Raw genomic sequence first — 3,419 nt, 5'->3', positions numbered from 1 at the left:
TAATTTGTGTTCGGCGGTGTCCTACTTTTCCACCCGGGTTGGGTAGTATCATCGGCGCTGGCAGGCTTAGCTTCCGGGTTCGGGATGGGTCCGGGCGTTTCCCTGCCGCTATTGACCGCCGTAACTTTATTCACTTGTCAAAGTGACCCACCTGTGTGGTGGGGGGTTTGTGTGTCCCTGGTTATTTGGTGGTGGGGCGCAGTGGTTTGATGCGCGTGGATGTGTGGTTGCGAGTTTGTGTGTAAGTTTTCGGCCGGTTAGTGCCAGTTCCCTGAACACATTGCTGTGCGTGTAGGTCTGGTCTATTGATCCCGTGGTCTGCGGGGGGCCTTATCCCACTTAATGGGTGAGAAGCCTGGTCTTGGAGGGGGTTTCCCGCTTAGATGCTTTCAGCGGTTATCCTGTCCGAACGTGGCTATCCAGCGGTGCCCCTGGTGGGACAACTGGTGGACCAGAGGTTCGTCCGTCCCGGTCCTCTCGTACTAGGGACAGGTTTCCTCAAGCTTCTGACGCGCGCGGCGGATAGAGACCGAACTGTCTCACGACGTTCTAAACCCAGCTCGCGTGCCGCTTTAATGGGCGAACAGCCCAACCCTTGGGACCTGCTCCAGCCCCAGGATGCGACGAGCCGACATCGAGGTGCCAAACCATCCCGTCGATATGGACTCTTGGGGAAGATCAGCCTGTTATCCCCGGGGTACCTTTTATCCGTTGAGCGACACCCCTTCCACTCGGGGGTGCCGGATCACTAGTCCCGACTTTCGTCCCTGCTTGACGTGTAGGTCTCGCAGTCAAGCTCCCTTGTGCACTTACACTCAACACCTGATTGCCGTCCAGGTTGAGGGAACCTTTGGGCGCCTCCGTTACATTTTAGGAGGCAACCGCCCCAGTTAAACTACCCACCAGGCACTGTCCCTGAACCGGATATACGGTTCGAGGTTAGAGGCCCAATACGATCAGAGTGGTATTTCAACAACGACTCCACACACACTGGCGTGCGTGTTTCACAGTCTCCCACCTATCCTACACAAACCGTATCGAGCACCAATACCAAGTTGTAGTGAAGGTCCCGGGGTCTTTTCGTCCTGCCGCGCGTAACGAGCATCTTTACTCGTAATGCAATTTCGCCGAGTCTATGGTTGAGACAGCTGAGAAGTCGTTACGCCATTCGTGCAGGTCGGAACTTACCCGACAAGGAATTTCGCTACCTTAGGATGGTTATAGTTACCACCGCCGTTTACTGGGGCTTAAATTCTCCGCTTCACCCTTGCGGGTTAACGGGTCCTCTTAACCTTCCAGCACCGGGCAGGCGTCAGTCCGTATACATCGTCTTGCGACTTCGCACGGACCTGTGTTTTTAGTAAACAGTCGCTTCTCACTGGTTTGTGCCACCGGATCCCGCTGCCGGCCGCGAAGGCCTTGACGGTGTTCCGGTCCCCCTTCTCCCGAAGTTACGGGGGCATTTTGCCGAGTTCCTTAACCATAGTTCACTCGTACGCCTTGGTATTCTCTACCTGACCACCTGTGTTGGTTTGGGGTACGGGCCGTGTATACGCTCGCTAGAGGCTTTTCTCGACAGCATAGGATCACCGAATTCGCCTCACTCGGCTATGCATCACCTCTCAGGGAATACGACATCCGGATTTGCCTAGATGTCCCCCTACGGGTTTGCCCCAGTATTACCACTGACTGGTACGGCTGCCTTCCTGCGTCACCCCATCGCTTGACTACTACCCACCCGGGTCCCACGCAGCCGGTAGACCCCATTGACCCGAAGGTCGCCGGTGGACCACCATTTGGGTGGTTAGCAGAGTGGATTCATCAGGGACGCTTATACACGGGTACGGGAATATCAACCCGTTGTCCATCGACTACGCCTGTCGGCCTCGCCTTAGGTCCCGACTCACCCTGGGCGGACTGGCCTGGCCCAGGAACCCTTGGTCTTTCGGCGGGCAAGGTTCTCACTTGCCTTATCGCTACTCATGCCTGCATTCTCACTCCCACACCCTCCACCACCAGATCACTCTGTGGCTTCACCGGATGCAGGACGCTCCCCTACCCAACGTCACCCCAAAGGGGTGGTCGTTGCCGCGGCTTCGGCGGTGTGCTTGAGCCCCGCTACATTATCGGCGCACAATCACTTGACCAGTGAGCTATTACGCACTCTTTCAAGGGTGGCTGCTTCTAAGCCAACCTCCTGGTTGTCTTCGCGACTGCACATCCTTTTCCACTTAGCACACGCTTAGGGGCCTTAGCCGGCGATCTGGGCTGTTTCCCTCTCGACGCACGGAGCTTATCCCCCGCCGTCTCACTGCCACACTCTTTGACTTGTCGGCATTCGGAGTTTGGCTGACGTCAGTAACCTAGTAGGGCCCATCGGCCATCCAGTAGCTCTACCTCCAACAAGAAACGTGTAACGCTGCACCTAAATGCATTTCGGGGAGAACCAGCTATCACGGAGTTTGATTGGCCTTTCACCCCTACCCACAACTCATCCCCTCAGTCTTCAACCTAAGTGGGTTCGGGCCTCCACAACATCTTACTGCTGCTTCACCCTGGCCATGGGTAGATCACTCCGCTTCGGGTCCAGAACACACCACTACACCAACCCCTACGGATTGGATACGCCCTATTCAGACTCGCTTTCGCTGCGGCTACCCCACCCGGGTTAACCTCGCGACATGTCCCTGACTCGCAGGCTCATTCTTCAAAAGGCACGCCATCACCCCACACATAAAGCGAGGGCTCTGACGGATTGTAGGCACACGGTTTCAGGTACTCTTTCACTCCCCTCCCGGGGTACTTTTCACCATTCCCTCACGGTACTAATCCGCTATCGGTCACTGGGAAGTATTCAGGCTTACCGGGTGGTCCCGGCAGATTCACAGCAGATTCCACGGGCCCGCTGCTACTCGGGGACAGTTCCACGAAAGCCATCAAGTTTTCGGTTACGGGGCTCTCACCCTCTACGACAGGCCATCCCAGACCACTTCACCTAACCCAATGGTTTATCACTTTCGCCCTGGCCGGCGGACCAGAGAAGAAACGCCCCACAACACCGCACACACAACCCCCGCCGGGTATCACATGCACACGGTTTAGCCATCCTCCGCTTTCGCTCGCCACTACTCACGGAATCACACTTGTTTTCTCTTCCTACGGGTACTGAGATGTTTCACTTCCCCGCGTTCCCCCCCGTTACCTATGTATTCAGTAACGGGTGACACGACATCACTCGTGCCGGGTTTCCCCATTCGGACATCCTCGGATCAACGCTCGGTTGACAGCTCCCCGAGGCATAACGCAGCCTCCCACGTCCTTCATCGGCTCCCAGTGCCAAGGCATCCACCATGCGCCCTTAAACACTTACAACACAAAACAGTTAAAAATTCTCGGAAGAATCAAAAATTGCATTATCA

Annotated in this window: 2 rRNA genes; both read right to left on the bottom strand. The window is 56.0% G+C overall.

The features are described 5' to 3' along the window. Positions 1 to 8 precede the first annotated feature (8 nt). A 5S ribosomal RNA gene (rrf, locus tag M1248_RS33035) occupies positions 9 to 123 on the bottom strand. Positions 124 to 237: 114 nt separating this feature from the next. Further along, a 23S ribosomal RNA gene (locus tag M1248_RS33030) occupies positions 238 to 3,372 on the bottom strand. Positions 3,373 to 3,419 lie beyond the last annotated feature (47 nt).

The sequence above is a fragment of the Mycobacterium sp. 29Ha genome (assembly GCF_032883055.1).
GTDB lineage: Bacteria > Actinomycetota > Actinomycetes > Mycobacteriales > Mycobacteriaceae > Mycobacterium > Mycobacterium gallinarum.
This window is presented reverse-complemented; position numbering and strand designations above follow the sequence as displayed.